The following is a 19,455-nucleotide window of genomic DNA, read 5'->3' on the forward strand; positions in this document are numbered from 1 at the left end:
TTCGTTACTCAAGGCTGAGTGTTTATTTTCACGTAGAAATTGACAATTTTTCTTTTTATGTCTTTGAATTTAGTTTTTGCGTAATATTAATATTTAAAGAATTTTCATTAATTAATACAGGGTTGTGGCTATTGAATTCACTTAAACTTATTATATAATAACCTTTTAATTAGTGGTCAATTAATACCTGTAAGGTAATTAAATGTCTTAGTTTTCAGGTTTTTATGTGTTTTGCACTTTTTTAACATTGTTATAAAGCAATTAAACACTATAAGGTTTTTCATAGTTATATGAAAAAAAATTAACCACTATGAAACGTTTGAAAAAGCATTTATTTATGATGATTGCAGTTACAGGATTGTTGTTTGTAAGCTGTAATCAGGAAGTTGTTGAAGTAACTCCTTCCCAGGAGGAAAATATTTACGAAGCATTGGCTTCATTTGATGAAGAGATAAAGTATTATGGCTATCCGGCGATTGAAAATTCTAGCGAAGTCGAAAGAAGAGGTAGAGGAAAAGGAATGTGGATGTCTGATCGCCCAACTTTTAAAACCTTAACTGTAGCTCTGGCAAAAACTAAACTTATTTCAACAGTAGTCAGAGCAAATATTACTGTTTTTGCTCCAACTGATAAAGCTTTTGCAGAATTGGGACTTAATCCCACCAATATTGGTGATGTTCCAAATTTGAAAGAAATTTTACTTTATCATGTTATTGGAGATAAAGTGTATTCATCTGATCTAAATTTCGGATGTTTTCCGACCCTTAGTGGTGAGGAAGTACGAGTAGACCTTACAGATGGTGTGTTTATTAATGATGCTCAGGTAATCAAACCAGATGTAAAGGCTTTTAATGGTGTTTTCCATATAATTGATAAGGTGATTTTCCCGCCTGACAAAAATATTGTCGAATTAGCAATGAGAAATCCTGATTTTTCTATCCTTGTAGACGCTGTAACCCGGGTAGGATTAGGTGGTGCATTGAGTGGTGATGATAATCTTACTGTTTTTGCTCCAACAAATGATGCTTTTGTAGCACTATTAAGTGAATTAGGTTATAGTTCATTAGATGAAATTGATGATGAAACCCTGACTGCCGTATTATTATATCATGTTGTTGATGGAAAAATTTGTAGTAACGAACTTACTGATGAACAAATGGTACCAACTTTAAATGGTGATTCATTTACTGTTGATCTGGATAATTTAACACTAACGGATGTTAATGGTAGAGAATCTAACCTGGTTTTACCATTACTTAATCTACAAGCAACTAATGGTGTTGTTCATGTCATTGAAAGAGTACTATTGCCCACTCTTTAATTTAACTAATTAATTGTTATAATTTAAAAAGCCATTCAATCCTGAATGGCTTTTTAAATTAAGTTTATCGTATTAATAAGTTTGCAATTATTTACCAGACCCCAATTTCAAATGGTTTATCAGCAATATTTATGAATGAGAGATCTTAAAATAATTTATGTAAAAGATTATTACTTATCCTTAGGCATGGCGTAAACATCAATTGTTTGCTTCCATGATACCATATCTTCAGGAGTTTTAATTTCCTTAGTTTTGGTGTTTTCGATGAAATCTTCGAAATAAAATATATCGTAATCTAGCTGTTTGATTACCTCAAATAATTCTTTTTTGTCTTCGTCTGAACTTTTACCAAAGCTTTCAGCAACAAGATAAGGCTTGTATTCTTTGATTAACGGGGAGATCGATTTAATTATTTCCTTATCATATCCTTCCGTATCTATTTTGATGAAAGATAATTTATCTAAAAGATCGCTGTGTTTTTCTTTAAGATATTTAGTTAAATCAATCCCTTTGATTTTTTCAGGATAGACAAATTTTCCGTGTCTATTCTTTTTAGATGTAGAAATACCACCATTAGCAAATGATGCCTCTGAAGAAGTATAATAGTATTCACCTTCATCAGATGATATTGCATTGAGTAAGGGTACAATGTTGGTTTTATCCTGATTTAATTCTGCATTCTTTTGTAGAATTTTATAAACAAATGGATTAGGATCGAAACCAAAAACAACCCCTTCCTTACCGGAAGCTAGTGCCATTGGAACAGTTAAGTCACCAATATTAGCACCAATATCAATAACCACATCCCCTCTTTTAATAAACTTTTTGAAAAAGTTGACTTCAGATTGAGTAAGTTCAATCTGTGGAACTAAAGGGTTCTCCCAGTTAGCAAATTTCACCAGACCTTCTTCAGAAAGATTAAATTCATCAACTCTGGGTGGGTATTCCTGAGTTATCCTTCTGGCTCTTTTCCTTTTAAAGCTTTCTTTTAAATAATTAAACATTTTAGAATTAGGTAATGTGTTTTTAAGAATGTCAAGCTAAAACAATTTCTTTTTAAGACATAGAATTATTTAATAATCTTTTATGAACTACCACCTGCATGGTTATATGGATAAATATTTTTCAAATTACTTTGAAATACAAAGTACTTTTTATTAATTTGAAATATGAAAATTAAAAGAGATATGAAAAACACACGATTAGTTTATATAATGGGGTTAGTAGTGGTAATTCTAATGATACCATTCATAACAATGCAGTTTACAAATGAAGTGGATTGGTCATTGTTTGATTTTGCAGTTATGGGGATTCTGTTGGCTGGAACCGGATTACTTATAGAGCTGGTTTTAAGAAATGTAAGGCAATTAAAATATCGGTTGATTTTGTGTGGGATAATAGTGGCAATTTTATTTTTAGTGTGGGTAGAATTGGCTGTCGGTATTTTTGGTACTCCTTTGGCAGGGAGTTGATAGAAAAATGATACTGTCGAAATATTAAGTTAATAAACCTTCTGTTATTATTTTAACTCAGGATACTTTATTAGTATCCGAAGGTGTTTTCAAAATTTAGCTGCTTGTTTTCATTCTGATACTTTTTGTCTTTTTCTGTCCCTATGGCTATGCCGATTCCCATTCCAATTGGTAATCCTATTCCTGCAAATGCCATGTTATCAATTAAGAGACTAAAAATAATTCCAAAAGGCAATCCAAACATAAGCATGCCCAGCAACATCCAGCTATTTCTGTAGTGATTTTTTGATACGATTTCGATTTCTTTTTCTATGAATTTTAGAATCCCTGTTTGTTTCTTTTTTATAACACTTCTTAATTTATTAGCGGATCCCTTTGTGGAATTAATTTCTACGATATCCTGGTTTATTTTTTTACTAATGTAGTCTGGTAGTTCTCTTTGGTTCAGTTCATCAATTAGAGAATTGAGTTGAATTTCTGCTTTCAATAGTTTTTGATCGGAAGACTTATTTAATGAAAGGTCTAATCTGCTGATATTCATGCTGGTATAAATATATTAGTTTAGGTAAAATTAAATGGAGTCACCGCATATCCTGTTTTATTAGGATTCACAGTTTTCTCCATTTAATAATACAAGTAAAAGCTTTTTATAAAGCCTGACTAATGATATTTATACCAGCGGTTAGTAATAATTGTGATAGGAGCGAATCTTTATTGTATAGAATCATTTTGGCCAGGAACTTCATATAAAATCGGCTCTTCAATTCCTCTTTTAAGCATCATTTCTTTATTTATTTGGAAATGAAATTTCGTCATACTATTAAGATATGCCTCCAATGGAGGTAGTCCAACTTCAGCTCGACGCACATTGACATTTGCGCTATCTTCCAGGGGCATTGAAACCGCCTGTCCTTGATTGTTATATACCACCTGGGTTCCGTATAGCAATTTTTGACCGGTGTTTTTTCTCACTCTGTCTGTTAAATACGCATAGTTTTTTCCATTGGCATTACCTTTATCAAGTTCTGCTTTCATCAATTTCAATACCCTTTTCTGAAATTCAGGGTCAAAATCACAATGCTGTACGATCAACCAGAAATTAGAAGAACCTTCTTCACCAACAAGATCAATTCCAGGGTATCCATATTCATCCAAAATTTCTTCTGCTCTCTTTTTGTTTGCAGTAAAAACACTGTCTTTGTAAGCATTAAATTCTTCCTTGCTGTAGTCCTTGAATTTTCCACGGGGTACATTTGCGGCTGTTTGATCAACATCAGCCAGCTTATCCAATTCGTTAGCCAGTTCCTGATTAAATTGTGTTTCGATGGTTTCTGTGTTCTTTTTTTTCTCAGTGTTTGTACAACCTTGAGAAATAAAAAGTAAAGCAAGTAAAATGATGAAATTGTGTTTCATGTGGTAAGATTATTTAAAAAGTTTTTATGGAAAAGTATCAGATTAAAATTTGTGATGGAGACTGAATTGAAGCTGATTTTTATTCCAGTTGTTGGTAGACTGTCTCATGATTCCACCCTGAACTTTAATTCCTTTCTTTATCACATATCCTAACGCTGAATAAAAGCGGTTTCGATCAAAGATTTCAACTGTATTTCCATCGCCTATCTCTCTTTGGCCATTGATGAAAATTTCATTATACAATGCCAGGTATAAAGCTCCAGGATCCATTGTATGTTTATTCAATGGAATGTTTAGAAACAGATTATACCTGTAACGGGTTCTGAAATCCTGACTTTCAACAAATCGCTGTTCATATCTGAATCGATGATTGGTATAAACACGGCCTCCAAAGACTACAGGAAAGAGGATTTCCTGATAGATACGACTTTCATTTACAGTTTCAGTCAATTCTTTACCATATTGACCGGTAGTGATATTTCCATAACCCAAAGTGAATTTTACGTCAGCAGACTTAGGCTGATAGGTTACACCACCGCGGAGAAGTAATTGCTCGAGATCTCCACCCAGATTCCAGTTTCTGTATTGAATATCTCCCTGGAAGCCCCATGAACTTTCTTTAAAGGTAGTGTTGAAAAAATACATGTACCAGGCTCCCATTTTATCGTCTTCGATCTGTGCATTAACCACCCCCGGAAGAATGAAAAGAGCAATAATTATAATTAATGAATTTATTCGATTCATAAAAAGTGTCAGGTTATAAATGTCTGTTATTTTAAAAGCAACCAAAAAATGAGGTTCAAATTTAATAATTATCAGGTAAACGGCTGAATTGACATGAGGGAATAACAAATAGTTTTTTTTAGACTACTTTAAATGGCTAATTATCAATTGGTAGTATTAATCAGATATTCTTTTAATCCGTTGATTTGTAAAGTGTCCGTTAATATTTCGTCCCAAACATAAAGGCTACTTTTGTCTCGTGCTAACGGGGGAGTACTATTCTCAAAGTCAAAGTAAATCGGTTTAAATGTATTTATGTCTGCATTTGGAATTATTCCGCTCCGGGAGTAATAAATATGGTTTTTATCTTTGGCATACATTGATTTACCGAATGTCTCAAATGTAGCACGATCTGCTTCTTTGATTGGAATAAATATTTGTCCGTCAGAGGTTAAAAATATGGAATAAACAGAATCTTTATCAGTGGCGAAACAACCGAGGTCCTGAAATGAATGAAGATCAAAATCATATTTTAGAGTAAAAAGTACGGGGCCATACCCCTCTGAGCAGGTGATGTAATACTCTTTGTTGTTTTTTATATCCCGATAAAAGTAAGGAGGAACAAATTCAAGAGTGTCATTTTCCAGATTTACCTTGTTGAGATTAGCTATACAAATAGTTTGGTCTTTCCAATTAATGTCATCCAGGAGCCTGGAAGAATTATTCTTCTGATCCTGAGCCTCAATTTTGATACAGATATTAGAAATAATTAATATGATAAAAAGATACCTCATTGAGCAATGGTAGACTATTTCAAATTTAAATCGAGCAGTAAATTAATTCATGTGACTTAATTAAAGATTATTTTCCAAGTTTAAGTATCCTTACAGCACCTTGAATAACGAGTATAAAGACAATTGAACCAATAATCAGATCCGGAATACCTGAGTTTAACCAATTAACGAGCAATCCCGCCGCAATCACTCCAAGGTTGATAATCACGTCGTTTGAAGTGAAGATCATACTGGCTTTCATATGAGCTTCTTCTTTACTTTTTGACTTTTGCAGAAGGTAAAGGCATATTCCGTTAGCAATCAGTGCCAGTATGGAAACAATGATCATGGTTGAAAAATCCGGTAGTTTTTCTGCTCCGAAGAACCTTCGCAAAACCTCTGCAAAACCAAGTAACGCCAGGGTGATCTGAAAATACCCAGCTAGTTTGGCTATTTTTTTCTTTCTGGCCAGGGTTCCTCCAACAGCAAAAAGGCTGATTCCATATACAAAAGAGTCAGCCAGCATATCAAGACTATCAGCCAAAAGTCCCATTGACTTTGAGATCAGACCGGTAGTCATTTCAATAATGAAAAATGAAAAATTGATTCCCAAAACCGACCAAAGAAGCTTTTTTTGATTTGATTCTTCCACAATTTCATCGGAAGAGGCTTCTTCTGTGCGGATCTTTTTACTGCCTAGACCTAAGCCAGTTAGTGATTTCTCCACGGCATTAATAGCTCCATTATGAAAAACAGTTAATTTCCTGTTTGGAATATCAAAGTCTAATGACTCAATTTCAGGAAAGCCATCAAGGTTCATCCGAATCAGGTTTTCTTCGGAAGGACAGTCCATTTTTGAAATTTTAAAAATTGTTTTCTCCATGCATGGTGAATAATGGTTATTCGCAATTTATAATTATTCACATTGTTGGCAATGTTGATGGAGCGGGTTTTCTGAGGTATTGTTCTTACAATTTAAGTTGCTGTCACAACAGTCTAAAAACATTTTTTTCAATTTCTTACGTGCCCGCTGTATTTTTGATTTGACAGTTGAATAGGGCAGGTTCAATTTTAAAGCCAACTCTTTTTGTTTAATCCCCTCTAAATCTGTTGAGCGGATTAATTCTTTTTCATTTTCATCAAGTCTGTTTAAAAATGGACTGATGCAACCGATCAGTTCAGTAAACTGAATATCCTCATCTGCCTCAATTTCAATCATATTAACTGGTATTTTCTTAGAATTGCGGTAATAGTCGATTATTGCATTACGGGTAAGCTGATACAGCCAACTGGATAGCTTAGCATTATCTTTAAGTGAAGATTTTTTTGAATGAACCCTTAAAAAGATATCCTGCAGGATATCTCTCGCATCTTCATGGTTGTTCACCCGTCGGATAACGAAACCATAAAGCTGGTCTGAGAATTCCTGCCAGATATCTTCGGTATTTAGTTTATGAGCAGCAGCTTGCATTACAACATTCTTTGTTTTGGGTTTCCAATCCTGTATAGAATTGTTCAAGATTTTCGGGCAGTGAATAAGCCTCTCCAACAGGTTTTATTTCACCGAAAATAACTTTTAAAATCCGCTCAGTAATCAATTCTACCGGGGGAATTTCGTATTCCTCGCCATTAATAATCCACGTTCTGCAAGTGGTACCCTCATCACAGGCACACATTTCGGTACAGTCAGTACATTCATTTTCTTTTTGTTCAAATCCGATATCCACACCATTAACACGTATAGTTGGAGATTTGCTGAATTTGAACTCAATTGCCTTTTCCCGGGTGTCCATTTGCTGTTTGTTTAATTTAATGTCAAACCCTGCTGATTGCAACAGTTTGCCAATATTATCAACGGTTGTTTCCAGGTTTTTCTGAGTCTCTCTGCATCGTGTACACGTTGTGTTGTCCAGGTAGAGGTAGTCGATCGTTATTGTTTTTACGTCCATAAGTGAAAGTTTGATTAATTAATAAATGGTTTTCACCCTTGTAGACGGAGAAGTTTAAAAAAGACGCAGTGAATGAGGATTTAATTTTTGAATTGTGGCATTACCACATGAATGCTCTAATTCAAAATTTCGAATACTATTAATTTATTCATCTTAAAAATAACTTAGCCACCATTTTTCTTTGTGTGCCAATTTGTACTCACTGAACCTTTTACATAGCGGATATAACATCAATATGATACTGATCCAAACCAGGTACACTCCCCATAAATTAATACCAAATCCTACTAATTGTGATTGAGTAGAAACGAAATCATCAAGTATCATCGATTTCCATCCGAAGCCAGTGATTTCAGCCAGGATCATGGCAAAAAAATGGATGACATAAATGTGGATTATATAAATAAAGAAAGGAACCTTCCCAAAAACACTGATAAAACCTACCAGCCGGCCTTTTACGTTTTCAGCCAGTCCCAAAAATATAATTGTTGGTCCTAAAGTCATCAGTAAATACGTTACTGATGGCGGATATTTTAATGGATCCATAAATGAAAACATGGTTTGCTGAAATTGATCGTAGGAATGCCAGCTTTTTGGATTTCCATATTCATTGATTAACCTGATGATTATGAATAGAAGGATAGCAATTGAACCAATGATAATAAAAGATTTTTGTCTCTTTTTTGCTTCAATAGTTTTGTCATAATACGTTCCCAGGTAATAGCCAAAAGACATGACACCGATCCATGGAATTATCGGGTATACTACTCTGATTTTGATTGTGTCAAATAAAACATAACGACCTCTTTCATGAATGATAGACCATAGCATGTTGTCTTCAATTGAAATGTAGTCTAATATGTTATGACCAAAGATCATTAATAAACTAAAAGCCAGGATATACTTTTTAGGCAGGTAAATAATAGCAGCCAGAAAGATCATACTAATACCTAATGACCAGATCACCAGCAAACCAATAGAATTGAAATAGATATTGAAGCTCCATCCAAATATCACTACAGTAAATTCAATAATAATTAGCCAGAGACCTCTTTTAAGTAAAAACAGGCAAAGTTCATTTTTAGATTTCCTTCTACCTACCAAATAAGCCGATGTTCCTGCCAGTAAACTGAATGCAGGGGCACAAAAATGTGTAATCCACCGGGTGAAAAACAATGCAAGATTAGTTTTTTCCGGGTCTGTTGGATCAAAGTAGAATGCCTCATAATGAAAGTAATCCCTCGTATGGTCTAATGCCATAATGATAATTACCAATCCTTTAAGCAGGTCGAGAGATTCTATTCTCTTCGATGATAGTTGGTTCATTTATTATTCATTTTTATGTCATTTGATGCACTAAGAGACGCTTTTAAGTACCATGACATAAAAGAGAAGTGATAGTGTGCTTTATTATTATGGCTTTTTATGTATAACCGGGTAATAGATTGTCCGTTTATATGGGATTCAGACAGTTTTTGAGATTGTGATACCTCAATAAGTTTTTAATTATCAGTTCTTTGTATCTGATTGTATTTTAATATAGTTATTTGGATGTTAAAATCAATTTTTAATTGAATTAAAAAACATGTCATATGAAATGAGTTCTTTGAGCCATTATTAATAACTGCTCTTTTTGAAAGATTTTAGTGTTAAAAGGCGATGTAATTATTAGACTTATACCTACTCGTTGTAAATGAGAGTGATTTCGAATTTTATCCTCCTGAAATTAAAACACCAAACAGGTTATTTATCATATGAAAGAATAAAGCGTATAAAAACCCATATTTTACTCGTACAAATCCATATAAAAATCCGGCTATTAATTGAGAAAAAGTAAAAATTGGGGCTAATAAATAATATAGTGGAGGGATGTTGAAATTTACTATATGTAAAAGACCAAATAGAAGTATTGAAAAATAAAATATCCATCTGAAATTAACTTTCCAGAATGAGGATAATTGATTGTTGAATATTGTACCAAGTAGATAGATTATTCCTAATACTAAGCACGAAAGCCCAATCCTTAAAATAAACGTATCATTACTTACATCTAGGTAGCCAACAGAGAAAATATATGAACTACTTAAATAGTAAAAAAGAAAACCTCCTGATATAGCTAAATAAACAGGTTTGAAGATTAAATATAATCGAAAGCCGAGTTCTTCAATTATAGGTAGAAGCATACCCATCAGTAATATCCTTTGCTGATAACTAAACGCACTTTTAAGAACAGCCGTTCGATACAGGTCTATATCAATAATGAATGATTTTATTAGTGAAATGATCGCTCCAAACAATAATATTTTTATTAAAAAAAGGTTTAGAATGCACTTTATTTTTGATTTTGCGATTAAGTCAGATTGGATTTTATGATCAGGATACATCAAAAAGTGAAATAATTCAACAAAATTATTTCTGCTCATCGTGATAAAACCTTTCATAAAAATGTTTGGTTAATACTATGTATGTAATTCAGCCAATTCAACTCCCTATTGTCCTATATAGAAATAAGGTGCTTTAAATAATTGATAAACCTATTTATTAGGATGCCCGAAAATAATGAAATTTAACTCAAAAAATACAATTAATTATTTATAAAGTTAAACAGGATAGTAGTGGGATTGAAAATAATTAGAAATTGGAGAGAGTCTTAAATTTAATCTAGTAATAGTACTTAAAGTGAGGAGGTTTCTCACTAAATCTTATACCTCCAGGCTACAAACGAGATTGATTGTCATGCATTGCTTATTTTCTATTAAAGAAATTGATTATTCTTTCAAAAAAAGTAGGCAAGGATTGTATTCTATAGGTCATGATTACTGATGGCTTTAAACTGGTTGGCTTTCCATACTCGAAGTTTAAATTGAATTCAGTTTCCAGGTATTCAAATAATTCATCATTACATTGAATTTCCCCTTCAAACCAGTTCGTCCATCCGAAAGTAATTTTATTCGTCCCCTTTCTTAAGACTAAGTAATCATCATCAATTCCAGCATCGAATCCATTGTATTTGGCAATAACTTTCCATCCTCTGGTTTTAAGACCAGAAATTATATCATTCCAAATATCAGTTTTGATATTTATCGCGGTTCTTTTCAAATCATAAGCTCTTTTTGGGATTCTCTAGCTTTCTATCTTCCCTTATTTCACCAATGTGATAATAAGCAATAATTTTATCAATAAGATTACCTTTGAAGTAATACCATTCGCTTACATCCAGAGAAAATTCCTTTCCTTGCTTTGCAGTATAACGTGCACATGCTTTGTCCTTCTCTACAATGATATCATGGATGTCGAAAGTTTGTCCAAGAAATTTATCTTCATTTTCTTTTACCAGGGCCAGATAATCTTTCTTTCCATCAATAGTTCCAATAGGACTAGTGTGCTTAAAATTTTCTGTAATTGGAAGATTAAGATAATCTCCTGTTTCCCATTTCTTAAACCATTGCTTTACTAAATCCTTTAGTTTCATATTTCTGATTTTTTAATTGAATTGAACAGAACACAATCCAAAGAAGTATAGTTCCTTCTATTAATCGCTGCAGCAATCCGGCATAAATAGTTAATGGATTACCCAATAAAACAACGACCAACAAAATACAAATTAATCCCGCCCCAATTGTAATCTTCGAAAAGTTTGTCTTTTTATCATATTGCCCTAAGCCATAACCGATCAAAAGCAAACTAATCGGTACAAAAAGATAGGTAAATAATCCGGTAAGATTGTGTATTAATTGAGACAGAGAAGGATCGATCATTTCTTTATTACAACCCTGATCGCAAGGAAAAATACTCGTCATTATAGTTGCCAGGCCATAAAAAATACCCAAACCCCAAAAGCCAATTTTAATCGAGTTTGATTTTGGGAAATAATTAGCTGCACCAAAAGCGAAAATAGTTAAAAATATGCCGCTGGGTATATATCCAAAATACCTTAAGAGCTTCCCATAAGGTGTGCCAATGGCATACGACTCACTAATGAATTGGGAAATATGGCTGTAATTGGGTAATTGAAAACCCCCTAATATTGCCGAGAACACAAATAATGAGGCTCCCGCAATTCCTGTTGCTGAAACTAGTGTTTTATTCATAGGTGGTGATTGATGCTCGAATTCATAAATAATTATTGATGAGATCTATTGATAGATTTTTTTTGATACCAGGAAGTATTGGTTAGCAGCACTGGTTAAAGATTCATTATTTAATAATTGCAAATTATTTCCGGAGTGCAATTTAATAAGGTTTTGTCGCCTTAGTAATTTGATTTTCGGCACAAGTCCTGTAAGACTTAACAATGATAATCCCCAGCCTTTAATGATTGCTTCACCCATACATGGTGTTACTGAAATTAGTAATCCATTTGGTTTCAGCAAAGATTTAATTCTATTTATAACTTCCGTATGATCATCTAGTAAATGGAACAAATAAAAGCATAAGATTGCGTCATAAGATTCCGGTCTTAGGTGCTGATCAAATATTGTTGATTGAAAGAAGTTGACTTTATGAATGTTTTTGACTTCATTTTTCTTATTAGCGATTTCAATCATTTTTGAAGAGAAATCAATTCCATCAATATGGCTGACATAATCAGCAAGAGCTATGGAGAAGGTTCCTGTGCCGCATCCAAGGTCAAGAATAACCTGATCTGGATTTAATAATGTTCTAGTCTTTTCAATGATTAATTGATTGACATTATTATCCCGTTCTTCTTCTCTGTCATAACTATTTGCTATCCTGTCCCAGAATTTTATTTTTTTCTTTTCTCCGGAGATGTTAATCATTTCGCTTCATTTGAAATAATATAAATATAGATAATATGTATAAAGTAAAGGAGGTGATTTGTGTGAGTGGTTAAAAGAATAGTTTTGATGGTTGATTTTATTAGGCTTATATATCATAATAAAGAAAATCTGCAGTATTTATCGTCTTTAATTTTGAATTCTAAAACAATATTTTAATTTTTTTGTACACCGAAAATAAAATCTATTAACCATACATTATGAAACCATTTTTAATAATAATTCAACTATTTGTTTTATCATTTGCTTTATCAGCCCAGATAGGACGAACTTATCCTGATGGCCATGGAGGTCGGGTGTTTTTCCCTTTTGGAGATATCTCATTCGCTGATGAAGTGGTTGATTTCCAGGTAGGTGATCCAGGACCAATCGAAGGTTATGGAGTGCCTGAACCAATCCTTGGTATACCTGATTATACTGGTGATTATGAGAAAAAATATGTCACCCTGGGATATGGTGGTTCTCTGACTGTAAAATTTACTGACAATATTCTTTATGATATACCGGGGCCTGATTTGTATATCTTCGAGATCGGCCCGGATGTGGAACCTGTAAAAGTTTACATCTCTAAAAATGGAGATGACTGGATCTTTGTTGGTGAAACAGGAGGAGGACTTTCTGAAGTGGATATAACAGACCATGTTAGCCCGACAGATATATTCAGGTATGTAAAGATCATAGATGTTAAAGATGGTAAAAGTGGTCGCTGGCCTGGTGCGGATGTTGATGCAATTGGTGCAATCGGATCAAGCATTAATTTTCAATTAAGTAGTGCGGTGTTGTTTGATTTTGGTGAGTCTACACTTGGTGAAGACAAAGATGAGTTAAAGTCTATTGGTGAAAAGGTAGCTGAAATAAACGGACTGACAATCATTGAAGGATATACTGATAATGTTGGGAGCCAGGAAAGTAATCTTAAGCTCTCTCAAGAGCGTGCCGAAGCGATTAAAAATTACCTGATTAATAACCACGATATTGATGAAGGGAAAGTAAAAGTTTATTCTTTTGGTGAGAAAAACCCAGTAGCTGATAATTCTACTGAAGAAGGGCGAAGTAAAAACAGGCGAGTAGAAGTAATAGTTTTTCCTAATGAAAATGAAGATTCGAAAGGTGTGGTTGGTACCTGGGATGCCAGTAAATGGGGTGATTTACATATTTATCGGTACGGTAATAAAATTGCTGGCTGGTATGAGAGCGATGGAGGAGAAATTGTCGGGGAAATGACCGATCCGTATACCTTCGAAGGTAAATGGGTGGAAAATGATTCCGGAAAAACTTGTGATTCGTATGTCTATGATCGAAACCACTGGGGGAGCCTGAAGCTTAAATTTAGTAAAGACTATTCAACCTTTACTATGTACTGGGGATATTGTGATAGTCCTGCAGATGAAAAGGGGCTTGAAGGAGTTAAAAAGTAGTAATCATCTATTCAAAATAAAATAAAGGTTACTTACCTGTTATATTTGAATAGGTAAGTAACCTTTTTATTTATTAGAATTAATTTCAGTTTAAGTATTTATTTTATTTGCAAGCTTGGTTTTAATCTCGTTGTATATTTTTTGAGTTGCCGGACACTTCACATTTAATTCTTCTCCATACTTTAAAATTGCTCCGGCAAATAGTTCTAATTCGTTATTTTGTTTCCCCGAATTAACATCTAATTGCAAGGAAGTTGGAGTTGTTTGTGGAAAAGTGGAAGCCTTTTGAAAGGTGTTTTCTATAATGTCATCCCTTAGCATAATGTCTTTCTTGTGGGCAATTAGCTTGATTTCCTTCATGATTTCTGTGGCTTCTTCTTTTTGCTGTGGTTCTGTACAAACTGCACCTATCGATGAGTTATATTTGGCAGAAACCAGCCCGAAACTGGCAATAAAGATGAATTTAGTCCAGATATCAATAGATGCATCGTCTCTGAATGTATAGTTTATATTACTGTTGTCAAGTAGCCTGGTTATCCATTCCAAATCTGTATCAGGGTGCATTGGATCGTTACCAAAATATAGTTTCCCGGGTTTGCCTTTGTGTTCAACAATTCCTTTTTCTTTTATATGTGAAGCAACATACACACACGATGGTAAAATGACATTATCAGGGATTATTTTTCTGATTCTGTCATAAATATCTACACCATTCATCATTGGCAGAAGAATAGTTTCTTTAGTTATTACTCCGGTCAGCTGATTGCAAATATTTTCCAGGTCATACTCCTTTACACAGATTAAAATCAGATCCGGGTTTTTTAATTCTGAAATATTTTCAATTATCTTATTTGGCCTGGTGACATTATTTTCAAGGTCTGAAGAAATTAATTGAAGGCCATTTTCTTTTACCTGCTGATAAGTTTTATTTCTGGCTACAAAGGTTACATGGTGTTCTTCACTTTGCTCGTTAAACTGATTGATCTTAAATCCAAAGTATCCACCAACACCACCAAGTCCGATAATTGCTATATTTTTTTTGGTCATCGCTTAATTTATTTTTAGCAAATTTGATTAAAACCTCCTGAAAGAGTTCTTGACAAATGGCAAGAAATCAAACTGTACTGATTTCTTTTCTGATTCTGCTTAACGAACTATCGGTAATGCCTAAATAAGAAGCTATTATTTTTAATGGAACATGTTGAAATATCTCAGGCTTCTTTTCCAGTAGGTTCACGTAACGTGTTTCTGCCTTCTGACTGGCCATCTCAATCAACCTTTCATTTAGCTCATGATAATTGATAACGAAAAGCAGCCTGCTAAATTCCCTGAATTCCGGGATGTTGTGAAAGTTAGCCTGGACATGGTCTATACTAGTTTCCCAAAACGAACAAGGACTCAAAGTCTGGTAAATCTGTCTGGTAGGTTGTTGCTTAAAAAAGGAAAGGAAATCGTTAACAAAGCACGGCGCTGAATAGATGTTAGTCGTAACTTCCTCTCCTTCTTCATTAAAAATAAAAGAACGCATATATCCTTTTTCAAGAAAGTAAGTTTTAGTGCTTACAGTATTTTCATCCAGCAGAATAGCGTTTTTATTCAGATGGAAGTGATTAAACGAGTGAGTGATTTTTTCTACCACCTCCTTTTCGATGGGGAATAACGAATGGAAATAATGATTTAGAATAGATTTATCCATTGTGTAATTAGTTCTACCAGATGGTAAAGCTAAAGTCTTTTCTTTGATCAAAAAAGGGAGTTGCCTCCCTGATATTTTATTTATTCAATCGGGATATAAAAGTCAACGATAGCCTTCTTTTCCGGATGCTCATTGAAATTGTTATGATAGATCTCGAATGGGTCTTTATCAGCTTTTTTGTAACCGTTGTCATTCATCCAGACAAATAATCCACGCCATGATTTCTCAAATTCATCTAATCCAATTTCAAAGCTTCCTTTGATGTGTTTTCCAGGCTCAATAGCAGTCAATTCTATCTCTCCTTCTGTCTCCACAGGTTTATTTATTAACATGCAGGCACTTATTCTTACTTTATCAGCCTCGGTAACTTTGAAGCTATCATGGTAAATCGTGGCCATTTTCGTTTGTTCATTCATAAGCCCTTTTGGTGTTGCCCATCTCATTATTTTCTGAAAAGCATCCGGGAGGTTTTTCGGACCGATCACTGAAAGATAAGCAAGTGGTAATTTTTCTGTGTTTATAATTTCAACTTTTGCGTTCATATCGATGTGTTTTTTAAGATTATCAATAACACAAAGGTATTTTTCATAGTCAGAAAGATCTTGACCATTCTTGCTATCTAGTTGACGAATCTTGCTAAACCGGTTTGGGTTTTGCTTTTTAAATTCTGAAGGGCTAATGCTGTAAAACTTTTTAAAGGCTCTGGTAAAGGAGGAGTTGTCTTTAAATCCGTTTTTGAAGGCAATCTCTGTTATCGTAAGGTCTTTGTGAAGTAAATCTAAAGCGGACTTTTCTATTTTTCGGCGGGTGACAAATTCATTCAATGTTTCTCCAGTTATGTATTTAAAAATACGATGGAAATGAAAAGGCGAGAATGCAGCTACTTCAGAAACTCTGGACAATGATAAGTCAGCATCAAGATTATTATCAATGAATTGAAAAACCTTGTTGATTCTGATTTTATAATCAATTTGAGTTTCTTTATTGGATAAGGGCATTAAGCTTTTAAGGAATATTTAATGTTTAAGTAGTATTTGTACTCTTAAAACTAACTGAACCTATCATGAAAAGAAAGTTCTATTGCTGAGATTTTATGTTTTTAAATTAATGGTTTAATCTTCATTAGAGAACGATACTATTTTAATTGCGCGGATTGATTTTTTCATTGATCACTTTACTGATTTCGTCAGATCGGTCAACGATCATAAAGTGTCCGCCACCTTTGATGACGTGTTTGTCATAAGTTGCTTTTAAGGGAAGTAGATTATCTTTAGAACCATGAATTTTTAATGTTTCATTAACTAGGCGCTGATTGTTTTTCCAGGTGGTTAATTTCAATACTGCCCATTTGGCAAATTTCAAGTCTGTATCCTTGAGGATCTGGTACAACAGTGCTTTTTCTTTAGCACTAAATACCCAGGCTGCCAGCTTATCCGGAGGTTTGAAAAAGAGATTAGGAATGAATTTTAAAATTTTTGTTTTACCAATTAGTCGATAAAATATTGGCAGTTCCTTCCTGGTTTCTGCTGACGAAATTAGAATGGTCAGGTCCGGATTAAGCTTTTTACTTATTTCTACAGCGATCAAGCCTCCAAAACTGACTCCCAGGATTCCAAATTGGTCTTTTGTGTCAATATTTTCACTTAACCTGAGTGCATAATCCTCAATCGATTCACCCGGTAAAGGATCGATCCAGTCCAGAGGAATCAATTCACAATGAAGAGAAAGGTGTTGGAATACCCGTTTATCGGCTCCTAGTCCGCTGATAGCATAGAGCCTCATTCTGAAATAAAATCTCTGACCACCGTCAGGCTTCTGTTAGGTACTTCTTCCATCGGTACATGCCCGGCATTGTCTAAAATAACCAGTGTATCATTGGGTAAGTCTTCGTGAAAACGATGGGCCTGATCAACAGGGATCAGATCATCCTGAGCACCCCAGAGAACCAATGTTCTTTTTTTAATCGATGGAATGTTTTTATATGCTTCTGTATTTTTTCGTGTATCAAATGCATCAACGAAGGCCTGTCTGTTTCCTTTCCTTAAGGTAAGTTCGAAATACCGGTCTATTAGCTCTTCAGTAACCTTGGAATCGTTGACATAGACATTTTTAATGCTTGATTTAACTACAAACCGGGGAGTGATAAAGGTAAAAGCACTGTTTACAACCGGGATTTTAGCCATTTGAAAGGCGAGGGGACGACTTTTTGATTTAAAAGGATAACCTGCAGCATCGATCAGGATCAGTTTGTTTACTTTTTCAGGATATTCATCGGTAAACCGCCAGGCGATGTGGCCTCCCAGGGAGTTTCCGGCCAGGATACAATTATCTATATTAAGGGAATCGAGAAATGTATTAAGAAAATCGACATAGTGATCGATGGAATAATCCTGGTTAGCAAACGGTCCTGTAAGACCATAACCAGGGAGGTCCATTCTAACTACCCTGTGTTCAGATTTTAACTCATTTGCCCAGACATTAAAAGTATGAAGGCTTGCGCCGGTGCCATGGATCAGAACTATGGGTAGCGAATCTGCTTGATTACCCTCATCACGATAATGTACATCGGCTCCATTTATGGAGATAAATGCAGACGCGTCATTAGCGTACTTAGCCTTCAGTTCCTCAAGCGGAATATTCGAATGCCCAAAGAAAAGGGCTGTGAGAGCGATGATAATAAGCAGGGTGGCAAAAACGAGTTTGATAAATTTACCCAGTTTTTTCATGTGGTGATGTTTTGGTTAATGCTTTATGAATAATGGTTCTAATATGGTAAAAATTGAGTGGATTTGGAAGTGAGATTTTAAAGTAATGAATTAATCAACTTGAGCATCACTTGAGAAAATGTTATTTATATTGAACGTAATTAAATGGTGTCGTAAAATGTCTATTGCAATTATACTTTTAAATAATTTTGATTTATCAAAATAATATTCTTCGATTTTGAATCTCGTTTTTAAATCCATATCTTTTGACTTTTTATAAATATTAATTTTTTAAGAGATGGAAAGACTTATTAACTTATGCTTAGTGATGGTTTTATTTATGGCAATATCGTGTAATGATGATGATGAAGTGGAAGCATTGCCTAAAGTACAAGATATATTAACGACTTCGTTAACTGACTATGAGAATGCAGCTGACGACCGTTGGGTGCAGATTACTGAAGAGGAATATAATTTATTGAGAATCGAAATGGTAGATGTTAATGTTTGTGGTTTATACGATTCAGCATATGTAGCGACTACAGCATTTTCTAACGGGTCGAATAGCTTTACGAGGGCAAATAATGTGCCTGATGTTGTTCCTCCAAATAATTATGTGTTTGCATTTAGATATGAGGCATATTTTGATTATCAAACATCATCAAGTTTTGAAGTAAAGTTATCTACTGAAAGTAATAATACCGGATTTAAAACTATAGCACGACCATTACCTTCTCATACTGGAGGTAATTTTTATTATTTCGCCTTAAAGAAAGGTGCTGATGCTTTCACAGGAACTAATGAAGGGTATGTAGGTGTTTATAATGATATAGATATTGCTATGGTAGAAGCTGGAAGTCATTATTATCAAGCAGGTAATAATACAGATTTGCCAAATTCTAATGATGGATATTTAAATAAATACCAGGCATTAAGTACACCATCTAATCCATGGTGATTAAAACGTATTGTAAAAAATAGCATCAACCAAAATATAAAAGAGCTGAATTTTTCTTCAGCTCTTTTTGTTTATGAATTAAATAATAACAGCCGGATCGGGTCTTTTCATTTAAATTAAAAGCATCGGTAAGGGTGGGCTTTCGGAAATTATTTTCTTAAGTAATTATGTAGTTTAGCTTCATGTCACACGCTGGTGAAGGAGATTTTTTTTACTTAATTGTTTTGA

At 34.0% G+C, this 19,455-nt stretch carries 23 protein-coding genes; 4 read left to right on the top strand and 19 right to left on the bottom strand.

Translation table 11 applies throughout. The features are described from left to right. The first annotated feature begins 310 nt into the window (after positions 1–310). Positions 311–1,321: a fasciclin domain-containing protein gene (locus OO013_RS05515; RefSeq protein ID WP_266055688.1), complete on the top strand. Its 1,011-nt coding sequence runs from the start codon at positions 311–313 to the stop codon at positions 1,319–1,321. Positions 1,322–1,491: 170 nt separating this feature from the next. On the opposite strand, the gene OO013_RS05520 is transcribed toward OO013_RS05515, so the two are convergent. Continuing rightward, on the bottom strand, positions 1,492–2,325 hold the full coding sequence (locus OO013_RS05520; RefSeq protein ID WP_266055689.1) for an FkbM family methyltransferase: 834 nt from the start codon (positions 2,323–2,325) through the stop codon (positions 1,492–1,494). Between the two features lie 165 nt (positions 2,326–2,490). Between OO013_RS05520 and OO013_RS05525 the strand changes: the two genes are divergently transcribed. Further along, positions 2,491–2,793 carry a hypothetical protein gene (locus OO013_RS05525; protein WP_266055690.1) on the top strand — a complete coding sequence of 101 codons (303 nt, stop codon included), beginning with the start codon at positions 2,491–2,493 and terminating at the stop codon, positions 2,791–2,793. 70 nt (positions 2,794–2,863) lie between these two features. Here the strand turns inward: OO013_RS05525 and OO013_RS05530 are convergent, their stop codons facing one another. The 13 genes from OO013_RS05530 to OO013_RS05590 form a co-directional block, all read right to left on the bottom strand. Next, complete coding sequence (locus OO013_RS05530; protein ID WP_266055691.1) at positions 2,864–3,334, bottom strand: hypothetical protein; 471 nt, start codon at positions 3,332–3,334, stop codon at positions 2,864–2,866. A 170-nt stretch (positions 3,335–3,504) separates the two neighbouring features. After that, positions 3,505–4,206 (bottom strand): DUF6624 domain-containing protein, encoded by a 702-nt coding sequence (locus tag OO013_RS05535; RefSeq protein WP_266055692.1) that lies wholly within the window; start codon positions 4,204–4,206, stop codon positions 3,505–3,507. A 42-nt stretch (positions 4,207–4,248) separates the two neighbouring features. Beyond that, positions 4,249–4,950: a DUF2490 domain-containing protein gene (locus OO013_RS05540; protein WP_266055693.1), complete on the bottom strand. Its 702-nt coding sequence runs from the start codon at positions 4,948–4,950 to the stop codon at positions 4,249–4,251. Between the two features lie 143 nt (positions 4,951–5,093). Further along, positions 5,094–5,723, bottom strand: a complete 630-nt coding sequence (locus OO013_RS05545) for a DKNYY domain-containing protein (RefSeq protein WP_266055694.1) — start codon at positions 5,721–5,723, stop codon at positions 5,094–5,096. A gap of 67 nt (positions 5,724–5,790) precedes the next feature. Next, entirely contained in the window at positions 5,791–6,585 is a 795-nt protein-coding gene (locus tag OO013_RS05550; protein ID WP_266055695.1) for a cation efflux transmembrane domain-containing protein, read from the bottom strand. A 33-nt stretch (positions 6,586–6,618) separates the two neighbouring features. Continuing rightward, the gene (locus tag OO013_RS05555; RefSeq protein WP_266055696.1) at positions 6,619–7,173 is read right to left on the bottom strand and encodes a sigma-70 family RNA polymerase sigma factor; all 555 of its coding nucleotides are present in this window, start codon (positions 7,171–7,173) and stop codon (positions 6,619–6,621) included. Beyond that, positions 7,154–7,651: a DUF2703 domain-containing protein gene (locus OO013_RS05560; RefSeq protein WP_266055697.1), complete on the bottom strand. Its 498-nt coding sequence runs from the start codon at positions 7,649–7,651 to the stop codon at positions 7,154–7,156. The genes OO013_RS05555 and OO013_RS05560 overlap by 20 nt, the downstream gene beginning before the upstream one ends. A gap of 153 nt (positions 7,652–7,804) precedes the next feature. Beyond that, positions 7,805–8,977 carry an acetyltransferase domain-containing protein gene (locus OO013_RS05565; RefSeq protein ID WP_266055698.1) on the bottom strand — a complete coding sequence of 391 codons (1,173 nt, stop codon included), beginning with the start codon at positions 8,975–8,977 and terminating at the stop codon, positions 7,805–7,807. Positions 8,978–9,363: 386 nt separating this feature from the next. Continuing rightward, positions 9,364–10,092, bottom strand: a complete 729-nt coding sequence (locus OO013_RS05570; protein WP_266055699.1) for a CPBP family glutamic-type intramembrane protease — start codon at positions 10,090–10,092, stop codon at positions 9,364–9,366. A 304-nt stretch (positions 10,093–10,396) separates the two neighbouring features. Then, the gene (locus tag OO013_RS05575) at positions 10,397–10,750 is read right to left on the bottom strand and encodes a hypothetical protein (protein WP_266055700.1); all 354 of its coding nucleotides are present in this window, start codon (positions 10,748–10,750) and stop codon (positions 10,397–10,399) included. Position 10,751: 1 nt separating this feature from the next. After that, positions 10,752–11,123, bottom strand: coding sequence for a nuclear transport factor 2 family protein (locus OO013_RS05580; RefSeq protein ID WP_266055701.1), 372 nt, complete (start codon positions 11,121–11,123; stop codon positions 10,752–10,754). Continuing rightward, positions 11,089–11,742 carry a DUF998 domain-containing protein gene (locus OO013_RS05585; protein ID WP_266055702.1) on the bottom strand — a complete coding sequence of 218 codons (654 nt, stop codon included), beginning with the start codon at positions 11,740–11,742 and terminating at the stop codon, positions 11,089–11,091. Before OO013_RS05585 ends, OO013_RS05580 begins: the two co-directional genes overlap by 35 nt. A 45-nt stretch (positions 11,743–11,787) precedes the next feature. Further along, positions 11,788–12,432 carry a class I SAM-dependent DNA methyltransferase gene (locus OO013_RS05590; RefSeq protein ID WP_266055703.1) on the bottom strand — a complete coding sequence of 215 codons (645 nt, stop codon included), beginning with the start codon at positions 12,430–12,432 and terminating at the stop codon, positions 11,788–11,790. 218 nt (positions 12,433–12,650) lie between these two features. On the opposite strand from OO013_RS05590, the gene OO013_RS05595 reads away from it, so the two are divergent. After that, positions 12,651–13,868, top strand: a complete 1,218-nt coding sequence (locus tag OO013_RS05595; RefSeq protein WP_266055704.1) for an OmpA family protein — start codon at positions 12,651–12,653, stop codon at positions 13,866–13,868. A gap of 90 nt (positions 13,869–13,958) precedes the next feature. Here OO013_RS05595 and OO013_RS05600 read toward each other — a convergent pair whose 3' ends face one another. From OO013_RS05600 to OO013_RS05620, 5 genes are all read right to left on the bottom strand, one after another. After that, positions 13,959–14,915: a ketopantoate reductase family protein gene (locus OO013_RS05600; RefSeq protein ID WP_266055705.1), complete on the bottom strand. Its 957-nt coding sequence runs from the start codon at positions 14,913–14,915 to the stop codon at positions 13,959–13,961. Positions 14,916–14,982: 67 nt separating this feature from the next. Further along, a complete protein-coding gene (locus tag OO013_RS05605) occupies positions 14,983–15,615 on the bottom strand; it encodes a Crp/Fnr family transcriptional regulator (RefSeq protein WP_266055706.1) in 633 nt (210 codons plus the stop codon). 29 nt (positions 15,616–15,644) lie between these two features. After that, complete coding sequence (locus OO013_RS05610) at positions 15,645–16,562, bottom strand: AraC family transcriptional regulator (protein WP_266055707.1); 918 nt, start codon at positions 16,560–16,562, stop codon at positions 15,645–15,647. Between the two features lie 142 nt (positions 16,563–16,704). After that, positions 16,705–17,346 carry an alpha/beta fold hydrolase gene (locus OO013_RS05615; RefSeq protein WP_266055708.1) on the bottom strand — a complete coding sequence of 214 codons (642 nt, stop codon included), beginning with the start codon at positions 17,344–17,346 and terminating at the stop codon, positions 16,705–16,707. Beyond that, positions 17,343–18,290: an alpha/beta fold hydrolase gene (locus tag OO013_RS05620; protein ID WP_266055709.1), complete on the bottom strand. Its 948-nt coding sequence runs from the start codon at positions 18,288–18,290 to the stop codon at positions 17,343–17,345. Before OO013_RS05620 ends, OO013_RS05615 begins: the two co-directional genes overlap by 4 nt. A 277-nt stretch (positions 18,291–18,567) precedes the next feature. Here OO013_RS05620 and OO013_RS05625 point away from each other — a divergent pair, with 277 nt between their 5' ends. Then, the gene (locus OO013_RS05625) at positions 18,568–19,227 is read left to right on the top strand and encodes a hypothetical protein (protein ID WP_266055710.1); all 660 of its coding nucleotides are present in this window, start codon (positions 18,568–18,570) and stop codon (positions 19,225–19,227) included. The last annotated feature ends 228 nt before the right edge of the window (positions 19,228–19,455 follow it).

Origin of the sequence: Mangrovivirga halotolerans (genome assembly GCF_026241165.1) — a bacterium.
GTDB lineage: Bacteria > Bacteroidota > Bacteroidia > Cytophagales > Cyclobacteriaceae > Mangrovivirga > Mangrovivirga halotolerans.

What these genes read in the sequence shown, in the direction of transcription:
- OO013_RS05590 (WP_266055703.1), bottom strand. Translation starts at nt 12,432, where the DNA reads ATGATTAACATCTCCGGAGAAAAGAAAAAAATAAAATTCTGGGACAGG.
- OO013_RS05525 (WP_266055690.1), top strand. Translation starts at nt 2,491, where the DNA reads ATGAAAATTAAAAGAGATATGAAAAACACACGATTAGTTTATATAATG.
- OO013_RS05535 (WP_266055692.1), bottom strand. Translation starts at nt 4,206, where the DNA reads ATGAAACACAATTTCATCATTTTACTTGCTTTACTTTTTATTTCTCAA.
- OO013_RS05585 (WP_266055702.1), bottom strand. Translation starts at nt 11,742, where the DNA reads ATGAATAAAACACTAGTTTCAGCAACAGGAATTGCGGGAGCCTCATTA.
- OO013_RS05530 (WP_266055691.1), bottom strand. Translation starts at nt 3,334, where the DNA reads ATGAATATCAGCAGATTAGACCTTTCATTAAATAAGTCTTCCGATCAA.
- OO013_RS05600 (WP_266055705.1), bottom strand. Translation starts at nt 14,915, where the DNA reads ATGACCAAAAAAAATATAGCAATTATCGGACTTGGTGGTGTTGGTGGA.
- OO013_RS05610 (WP_266055707.1), bottom strand. Translation starts at nt 16,562, where the DNA reads ATGCCCTTATCCAATAAAGAAACTCAAATTGATTATAAAATCAGAATC.
- OO013_RS05565 (WP_266055698.1), bottom strand. Translation starts at nt 8,977, where the DNA reads ATGAACCAACTATCATCGAAGAGAATAGAATCTCTCGACCTGCTTAAA.
- OO013_RS05515 (WP_266055688.1), top strand. Translation starts at nt 311, where the DNA reads ATGAAACGTTTGAAAAAGCATTTATTTATGATGATTGCAGTTACAGGA.
- OO013_RS05615 (WP_266055708.1), bottom strand. Translation starts at nt 17,346, where the DNA reads ATGAGGCTCTATGCTATCAGCGGACTAGGAGCCGATAAACGGGTATTC.
- OO013_RS05550 (WP_266055695.1), bottom strand. Translation starts at nt 6,585, where the DNA reads ATGGAGAAAACAATTTTTAAAATTTCAAAAATGGACTGTCCTTCCGAA.
- OO013_RS05580 (WP_266055701.1), bottom strand. Translation starts at nt 11,123, where the DNA reads ATGAAACTAAAGGATTTAGTAAAGCAATGGTTTAAGAAATGGGAAACA.
- OO013_RS05540 (WP_266055693.1), bottom strand. Translation starts at nt 4,950, where the DNA reads ATGAATCGAATAAATTCATTAATTATAATTATTGCTCTTTTCATTCTT.
- OO013_RS05560 (WP_266055697.1), bottom strand. Translation starts at nt 7,651, where the DNA reads ATGGACGTAAAAACAATAACGATCGACTACCTCTACCTGGACAACACA.
- OO013_RS05620 (WP_266055709.1), bottom strand. Translation starts at nt 18,290, where the DNA reads ATGAAAAAACTGGGTAAATTTATCAAACTCGTTTTTGCCACCCTGCTT.
- OO013_RS05555 (WP_266055696.1), bottom strand. Translation starts at nt 7,173, where the DNA reads ATGCAAGCTGCTGCTCATAAACTAAATACCGAAGATATCTGGCAGGAA.
- OO013_RS05545 (WP_266055694.1), bottom strand. Translation starts at nt 5,723, where the DNA reads ATGAGGTATCTTTTTATCATATTAATTATTTCTAATATCTGTATCAAA.
- OO013_RS05520 (WP_266055689.1), bottom strand. Translation starts at nt 2,325, where the DNA reads ATGTTTAATTATTTAAAAGAAAGCTTTAAAAGGAAAAGAGCCAGAAGG.
- OO013_RS05625 (WP_266055710.1), top strand. Translation starts at nt 18,568, where the DNA reads ATGGAAAGACTTATTAACTTATGCTTAGTGATGGTTTTATTTATGGCA.
- OO013_RS05595 (WP_266055704.1), top strand. Translation starts at nt 12,651, where the DNA reads ATGAAACCATTTTTAATAATAATTCAACTATTTGTTTTATCATTTGCT.
- OO013_RS05570 (WP_266055699.1), bottom strand. Translation starts at nt 10,092, where the DNA reads ATGAAAGGTTTTATCACGATGAGCAGAAATAATTTTGTTGAATTATTT.